The organism is Chloroflexaceae bacterium, assembly GCA_025057155.1.
GTDB lineage: Bacteria > Chloroflexota > Chloroflexia > Chloroflexales > Chloroflexaceae > JACAEO01.
This window is the reverse complement of sequence record JANWYD010000004.1, coordinates 289,189-296,738: the sequence shown is the minus strand read 5'-3', so window position 1 is coordinate 296,738 and position 7,550 is coordinate 289,189. Positions and strand designations below refer to the sequence as shown.

The window sequence follows — 7,550 nt, the reverse complement described above, 5'->3', positions numbered from 1 at the left end:
TTGAAGAAGGAGGAGGGCGGGCGGCACACGCCGTTCTTTTCGGGGTACCGGCCGCAGTTCTACATCCGCACGACGGACGTGACGGGGGCGATCCTGTTGCCGAGCGGGATGGAGATGGTGATGCCGGGGGACAACGTGGTGATGGGGGTGGAGCTGATCGTGCCGGTGGCCATCGAGGAGGGCCTGCGCTTCGCCATCCGCGAGGGCGGGCGCACCGTCGGCGCGGGCGTCGTCACCAAGATTATTGAATAGCCCCGATGAGGAACGGCGATTGTGCGTGCTGGCGCCGTGACGAGACCTCTTTTGCGAGGCGCCAGGTGGGCGTGACGCCTCAAGGCCTCTCTCCGCTGCGGCAGCGTGCAGCCGCAGCGGAAAGCCGGTCTGAACAGAGCCGTCAGTACTGCACTCCGGCGAAGATGCAAGCCTGAGGTCATCATCAGACCGGTCAACCTGGCGCCCAGACCGTCCGCCCGCCATTTCGCATCCCGAATAGGAACCGAGCAATGGGCGTGGCCAAAGATATAAAGGAACAGCGGGAAAACGTCATCGTCCGCACGTTCCGCGAGACACGGAGCGAGTTGCGCAAGGTAGTCTGGCCGACTCGCGAAGAGACGATCCGACTGACTATCGTGGTGATCACCGTCTCGATGATCATCGGCCTGATCCTGTTCATTGGCGACTCGTTCTTCCTGTTCCTCTACAGCGCCCTGGTTGATCTCGTCTCGTAAAATCAGCGTGTAGTTACTGACGTGGAGCCAAGCGTGTCTGAGGAAGAGAAAACCAAAGCGTCGGCTGAGAAGACCGATGATCGTCGCTGGTACGTGATCCACACGTATTCCGGCTATGAGAATAAGGTCAAGCAGAATCTGGAGCATCGCATCGACTCGATGGAGATGCACGACCAGATTTTCCGCGTGATCGTGCCGACCGAAGAGGAGATCGAGATTAAGAACGGCCAGCGCCGGACGGTCAACAAGAAGATCTACCCCGGCTACGTGCTGGTGCAGATGCGCCTGACCGACGACTCGTGGTACGTCGTGCGCAATACGCCTGGCGTAACGAGTTTTGTCGGTCATGGCAATAAGCCCACCCCCCTTGAGGACGAAGAGGTGAAGAACATCCTCAAGCAGATGGAGGGCGAGGCGCCGAAGGTGCGCGTCTCGTACCAGAAGGGCCAGGCGGTGAAGATCATTGATGGCCCCTTCACCGATTTCGAGGGCGTGGTGGACGCCATTGACCACGAGCGGGGCCGTGTCCGCGTGCTGGTGTCGTTCTTCGGGCGCGAGGCGCCGGTTGAGCTTGACTTCCTCCAGGTGACGCGCCTGGTGGATTAGCCCGACTGCGCACGCGTGCGGACTGTGAGGGCCGTTCCGCGGCCCTCGTCTTGTGGCGTCCATGCACCTCGCCCGGCCCGTCCGCCCGGGAAGAGGGAGGAAGTTTTGCGCTTCCATTTAGAGGAGAATCGCAGTGGCGAAGAAACTCGTAGGCGTTGTGAAACTGCAACTGCCGGCCGGCAAGGCCACGCCCGCCCCTCCCGTGGGGCCGGCCCTCGGCCAGTACGGCATTAATATCATGGCCTTCGTGAAGGAGTACAATGAGAAGTCGGCATCGCAGGCCGGCAGCATTGTGCCGGTCGAGATCTCCATTTACAGTGATAAGTCCTTCACGGTGCGCCTGCTGACCCCGCCCGCCGCCGACCTGTTGCGCAAGGCGGCCGGGGCCCAGAAAGGCTCGGGTACGCCCAATCGCACCTCGGCGGGGCAGATTACCCGCGCCCAGTTGCGCCAGATCGCTCAGCAGAAGATGCCCGATCTGAACGCCCTCGATATTGAGAGCGCCGAGAAGATCATTGCCGGCACCGCTCGAAGCATGGGCATCAAGATTGTTGACTGAGAGCGAATTCCCGACTAGCAGGGACGGAGGGAAATCAGTTCGCCTACACCGCTCTGACCGTTGATGTGGGAGGGCCGCCGGCCCGCCAGCACCACCAGGAGGATGGCAATGCCTAAGCACGGAAAAAAGTACCGCGAAGTCGCGCAAAAAGTCGATCAATCGCGCCTGTATACGCCTGATGAAGCGATTGCGCTAGTGCGGGAAACTTCATATGTGAAGTTCGATCCGACAGTCGAGGTGCATCTGCGTCTGGGGATCGATCCGCGCCATGCCGATCAGAACATCCGCACCACCGTCGCCCTGCCCCATGGCACCGGCAAGCGCGTGCGCGTGCTGGTCTTCGCCCAGGGCGAGGCCGCCCAGGCAGCCCTCGACGCGGGCGCCGATTTCGTCGGGGCCGATGACATGATCGCCCGCATCGACAAGGAAGATTTCTTCGACTTCGACGTGGCGATCGCCACCCCTGATATGATGGGCAAGGTCGGACGGATCGGGCGCAAACTCGGCCCGCGCGGGTTGATGCCCAACCCTAAGAGCGGCACGATTGTGCCTGCCGAAGACCTGCCCCGCACGATCCGCGAGGTGAAGGGCGGGCGCGTGGAGTTCCGCAATGACAAGACCGGCCTGCTTCACGTCGCCATTGGCAAGCTGAGCTTCACCCCTGAACAACTCCGCGAGAACTTCGCCGCGCTGATGGAAGCGGTTAAAGCAGCCAGGCCCAGCGGCGCTAAAGGGACGTACATCCGCAGCGTCACCCTGACCAGCACCATGGGTCCTGGCATTCCTGTCAACCCCTCGCTGGCCCAGGGAATGACAGGCTGAGAGGCGCTGTTGCATAGCAGCGCACGGGAGAGCAAAATCCCTGGAGAATGCGCTGCCGTGCGCCGGCTGCCAGACAGGGCTGGTGCAACGGGGCAACCCTCGCAACCGGTCCCGCGGTGTTTCTGGCGGCGAAGCCGGTGATACCGCTGCCAGACGGCGGCTGCGCCGCCCAAACTTCCGCCGCCGGAATTGCACCAGGCCCGTGGTGCTGGAGCGCATGCGCGTGTTGCAAAACATGGTATAATCGCCGTCAGGTGCATAACCTACCCCAGACCGCTCGGTGGGCATTGCCCTTAATGGCCTTCAGGCCGCCAGCCGAGGTAGACCCGATAACGATCCGCGCCAGCGCATGCCTGCTGCACAGCGTGCATGCGCCGTGCATATTTGCCGTTTCGGTCGCTGCGTCTGGGGATGCAGCGACCGTTTTTGTTGCCAGCGCATCGGGGAGAGGAGGTGAGTACGTGCCAACCCAGCGCAAAATAGATCTCGTGAGCGAACTGACCGACAAGATGCAGCGCTCGCAGATGGCGGTCGTGGCGGATTATCGCGGTTTCAGCGTGGCCGAACTGACGCAACTGCGCAGCAAGTTGCGTGAGAGTGGCGCCGAGATGGTCGTGGCCAAGAATACCCTGCTGCGCATCGCTGCCCGCAATACCGGCCGCGAGGGTCTGGAGAGCTTTCTGGAAGGCCCGACCGCCGTGGCCTTCGCGTATGACGATGTGGCCAGAGTCGCCAAGGTGATTCTCGATGCCAGCCGCGCGACCCCCAGGCCCCTGAAGGTGAAGGGGGGCGTGCTGGGCACGGCCCAGATCAACGCCGAAGGACTGGAGGCGGTGACGAAACTGCCCTCACGCGAGCAGGCCCTGGCCCAGGTGGTCGGCGGCATTGCTGCGCCGGTGGCAGGCGTGATTGGAGTGCTGAACGCGGCGATTACGAACGTGGTGCTGGTATTGCAGGCCCGCATCGATCAGTTGCAGCCCGCCAGCGAAGGCGCGGCCTAGTGCAATACGGAAGAGTCTGGGAAGGCTGCGCCCTGCCGGTGGTTGGCGCCGTCTTTGCGCGGGCACAAGAACCAGCCAGGTCTATCAGGATAAAGGAGAAGTCTCAATGGCAAGCGACAAGGTTGAGGCCATTATCGCCTCGATTGAGAGCCTGAACGTGCTGGAACTGGTCGAACTGAAGAAGACCATGGAGGAGAAGTGGGGCGTCACTGCCGCAGCTCCAGTGATGATGGGCGTCGCCGCTGGCGCGCCGGTGGCGGCTGGCGGCGACGGCGCGGCCGCCCCGCCGCCACCAGCCGAGGAGAAGACCGAGTTTGATGTCATCCTCCAGGAAATCGGCGCGAACAAGATCCAGGTGATCAAGGTGGTGCGCGAGTTGACCAACCTGGGTCTGAAGGAAGCCAAGGATCTGGTCGAAGGCGCCCCGAAGCCGGTCAAGGAGGGCGTTTCCAAGGAGGAGGCCGAGGCTGCCAAGGCCAAACTGGTCGAGGCCGGGGCCACGGTGGTGATCAAGTAGCCGTTCTCCATGCTCCTCGTTGCCGGGCGGATCTGAAAGGCGCCTGTCCTCTCAGATCCGCCCAGCAGTTTATGCGTCGGAAACCATGGTTTTCTCCTGCCCGTTCCGCTCGCAAATCACCCGCACTTGCGCTACCATGCGGGTATGGAACAACCCTTCGCGTTAACTCCCCACGCTTTTCGGGCTGTGGAAGCGTTTCCCACCCTCGGCGCCGCGGTGGCCGAGAGCCTGCAACGGCAGCGTGCCCGCGCTATGGCGCTGCGGTCGCGATACGCCCGGCGCCCGCGACTGGTCGCAGCGATCGAAGCGACGGTCAGCGATCCCCATGGCGGGTTGCTCGTCGTGGCCGGGCCGCCGGGAAGCGGGGTGAGCAGTCTGCTGGTGGCGCTTGCCACCAGCCACCCCTGGCCAATCTGGTTGCCCGCCGCCGCGCCCGCCGGGCTTCCCGCCTTTTACGCTCAGATTGTCGCCCTGCACCGGCCAGGCGTGCCTTTGATTGACCCCGCGGTTGCCAGCGATCCGGCGGCCCTGGAGCGTCTGCTGGCCGAGGCCCTCTACATGCGGGTAGACCAGGCGCCGATAGTGCTGCTCTGCGACGCCCTTGGATCAGCCGGTCCGCCGCTCGATCCCGGCCCGCTCCCCTTCCCCGCCGAATTACCGCCCGGCGTCTGGCTGATTCTCGGCGAGGTTCCTGAGACCGCCTCGCCCTACCCTGCCCTCGTCAGCCTGCGTCTGCCGGGTGATGATCCCGATCTGCTCGCTGTGCAGACCCGCGCGCTGCGCGCGCTAAGTTGCCCGCCCGCATGGCAAGAAGCCTTGCTCGGCGCCTCGGAGGGCAACATGCTCTATCTGCATCTGGCCCTCGCCGCTCTGCACGCCGATGAACTGGCCCTCTCCTCACTCCCGACCGGTCTGGACGGGCTGCTTGCGTCCTGGTGGCGGCGTCTGAGCGCGCCAGAGCAGCGCCTGGCAGCGGCGCTGGCCGCCGCAGGCGAGCCGCTGCCGGCGACCCTGGCCGCCGAGGTGACCGGCGCCGCCATCGAAGCCTCGCTGGCACGCTGGGAGCAACTGGGCCTGGTTGACCTGTCGCTCCAACCTGCCCCCGGCAGCGAGGAGGAGACGCCCGGAGCGCCAGTGCTGCTGGCTCACTTCGCCCACGATGCGCTGCCGGCTTTCGTGGCCCGTATGGCGCCTGCCGCTCTGAGCGCCGTCCATGCCGACCTGGCGGGGCTGGCCCTGCGGGAGCTTGAACGTGAGCGTGAGCAGCGGCGGCGCCACGTGGTCGCCACTCCCACACCGGAGCAGATGTACGCGCAACGGCAGTTCGCTCGTCACGCGGGCCTGGGCGGAGCGAGTCAGGCGATGCTGGCCCGCGTGGTAGGGCGCGACTGGCTGCGCGACCAGGAACGGCGCGAAGGTCTCGTCGCGGCGCTTCAGGATGCGCGCTGGGAACTGCGCGCCGCTGTGAACGGCCCCGTCTTGCGGCTGGTGCGGGCGGCGACGTTCGCCGGTCTGGTCGCCACCCGCGCGCGCCGGATGCAGCCCGAGGCGGCGGCAACGGCCCTTGTGACCGCGCTGGAAGGCAATAGCCGCGACCTGGCGCTCAAACGTGTGCTTGAGGTGGTAGAACGGCTCCCTGACGGCCTTGAAAAGGCCCAGGTGCTGCGACGCCTCGGCGAGGTGTGTTACGCGGCGCGGATGCGCGCGGCGGCGATGCGCCTGCTCTCGCGCGCCCTCGACCTGGAAGCCCAACCGGTATCGCGAGCCTGGCGCGATGCACGGGAGTCGCTGCTGGCTGAGCTGGCCGGCGCCACGCTGGGCCTTGGCGACATAGGGGCCGCACTGGCGATTGCTGAACGTATCGAGCACCTGGAACGCCGAGCGATGGTCGAGACCGACGTGGTGCGTCACTTGCTGGCGAGCGGCGAACTTGACCGGGCGCAGCGGCTGGCCCGCTCCATCCTCCACGAGGGGATGGGCGCGTGGGCCAGAGCCGAGGTGGCCGTCGCGCTGACTCGCTGGGGCGACCCGCGGGGCGCGATGTTGTTAGAGGAAATCGAGGCGGAAACGGCTTTCGCCTGGGCGCAGATCGAACTGGCCTGCGACGAAGTAGTGAACGACGAAATGGCCGCCCGGGAACGCATTGCCAGGTTGCCATCGCCGCACCAGCGCGACCGGGGGTTGGCCCGCCTGGCGCGCGCCCTGGCCGCTGCGGGCAACGATGGCGCCGCCCTGGCCGCCGCCGAGGCCATTGCGGGCGTGGATACACGGGTCGCCGCCCTGATCGAGTTGCGACTGAGCCTGGAGGGCCTGGTGGCGATGCTGGCCCTGGAACGGGCTACGCGGGACATCGGCGCTGTGAGCGCCGAATATCGGGCGCCGCTCGTATCTGACCTGTCGGCGGCCCTGGCCGCGCTTGGTCGCCGTGAGCGGGCGCTTGAGGTGGCCACGGAGTTGCCGGAGGGCGAAGAGCGTGACCGGGCCCTGGCGCGGGTGGCCGTCACCCTGGCGCAGCGAGGCGACCATCGAGCCGCCCGGGAACTGCTGGAAACAATTGCTGACGAGGATGAACGGGCCTGGGCCTACGAAGAACTGGCGCGTCAGCTTGCCGCCACGGGCCAGTGGGATGCCGCCATTAACCTGATCGAGCGCATCAGCGCGGCGGACCAGCGCCACCGCGCCCTGGCGGAACTGGCGATCGCGCGGGCGAGGGCCGGCGAGCCTGTGGCCGCTCTGGATATGGCCCGTGCCCTGACGCCAACGGAACGCGCCCGCGCCCTCATCCTCATAGCCCCTGAACTGGTCGCGCGCGACGCTGCGCAGCAGGCGCGCGCCGTGGCCGACGAAGCCCGGATGCTGGAAGGGGCGGAGGCCCGCGCCCGCTACCAGGCTGCGCTGGCGATCGCCCTTGCAGAGCACGGAAACCTCAACGCCGCCGCCGGTGTCATTGCAAGCATCAGGCGCCCCGCCGAACGCGCGCGCGCCGGGGCCGCCCTGGCGCGCGCGCTGGCGGCGCGCCATCCGCAGCGCGCCCTGGCCGTCCTGGGCGACGCCCTGCGCAGCGCCGCGATTAGCCGTGAAGAGACCCTGCGCGCTCTGGAACTGGCCGTTCCGGCCCTGGCAGCGCTCGGTGGAGTGGCGCTGTTGCAGGCGACGGCCGCGGCTGTTGATGAAATTGACCGCTGGTAAGAGCATTTTGGATTTTGGATTGACGATGGCGCAAGCGTAGCGAGCCACACGGCTCAGCGCCTTCGGTGGATCAAGCATTCCGGTCAGCGCTCCAGGGGTTGAGCTGCCGCACCCTGTGTTACAATCAC

The 7,550-nt window shown here is 66.1% G+C and carries 8 protein-coding genes; all 8 read left to right on the top strand.

Annotation, left to right across the window (positions count from 1 at the left end):
* Positions 1-252 (top strand): elongation factor Tu (gene tuf, locus NZU74_05135; protein ID MCS6880694.1); only part of this gene is annotated, 252 nt, incomplete at its 5' end.
* Positions 253-503: 251 nt separating this feature from the next.
* Positions 504-728 carry a preprotein translocase subunit SecE gene (secE, locus tag NZU74_05130; protein MCS6880693.1) on the top strand — a complete coding sequence of 75 codons (225 nt, stop codon included), beginning with the start codon at positions 504-506 and terminating at the stop codon, positions 726-728.
* 33 nt (positions 729-761) lie between these two features.
* A complete protein-coding gene (nusG, locus tag NZU74_05125; GenBank protein MCS6880692.1) occupies positions 762-1,334 on the top strand; it encodes a transcription termination/antitermination protein NusG in 573 nt (190 codons plus the stop codon).
* 133 nt (positions 1,335-1,467) lie between these two features.
* Positions 1,468-1,893 carry a 50S ribosomal protein L11 gene (rplK, locus tag NZU74_05120; GenBank protein MCS6880691.1) on the top strand — a complete coding sequence of 142 codons (426 nt, stop codon included), beginning with the start codon at positions 1,468-1,470 and terminating at the stop codon, positions 1,891-1,893.
* 108 nt (positions 1,894-2,001) lie between these two features.
* The gene (gene rplA / locus NZU74_05115; protein MCS6880690.1) at positions 2,002-2,715 is read left to right on the top strand and encodes a 50S ribosomal protein L1; all 714 of its coding nucleotides are present in this window, start codon (positions 2,002-2,004) and stop codon (positions 2,713-2,715) included.
* A 461-nt stretch (positions 2,716-3,176) separates the two neighbouring features.
* Positions 3,177-3,716 carry a 50S ribosomal protein L10 gene (gene rplJ / locus NZU74_05110; protein ID MCS6880689.1) on the top strand — a complete coding sequence of 180 codons (540 nt, stop codon included), beginning with the start codon at positions 3,177-3,179 and terminating at the stop codon, positions 3,714-3,716.
* Between the two features lie 106 nt (positions 3,717-3,822).
* Positions 3,823-4,233, top strand: coding sequence for a 50S ribosomal protein L7/L12 (gene rplL, locus NZU74_05105; protein MCS6880688.1), 411 nt, complete (start codon positions 3,823-3,825; stop codon positions 4,231-4,233).
* Between the two features lie 144 nt (positions 4,234-4,377).
* The gene (locus NZU74_05100; GenBank protein MCS6880687.1) at positions 4,378-7,422 is read left to right on the top strand and encodes a tetratricopeptide repeat protein; all 3,045 of its coding nucleotides are present in this window, start codon (positions 4,378-4,380) and stop codon (positions 7,420-7,422) included.
* Positions 7,423-7,550 lie beyond the last annotated feature (128 nt).

What these genes read in the sequence shown, in the direction of transcription:
- secE (MCS6880693.1), top strand. Translation starts at nt 504, where the DNA reads ATGGGCGTGGCCAAAGATATAAAGGAACAGCGGGAAAACGTCATCGTC.
- rplA (MCS6880690.1), top strand. Translation starts at nt 2,002, where the DNA reads ATGCCTAAGCACGGAAAAAAGTACCGCGAAGTCGCGCAAAAAGTCGAT.
- rplL (MCS6880688.1), top strand. Translation starts at nt 3,823, where the DNA reads ATGGCAAGCGACAAGGTTGAGGCCATTATCGCCTCGATTGAGAGCCTG.
- NZU74_05100 (MCS6880687.1), top strand. Translation starts at nt 4,378, where the DNA reads ATGGAACAACCCTTCGCGTTAACTCCCCACGCTTTTCGGGCTGTGGAA.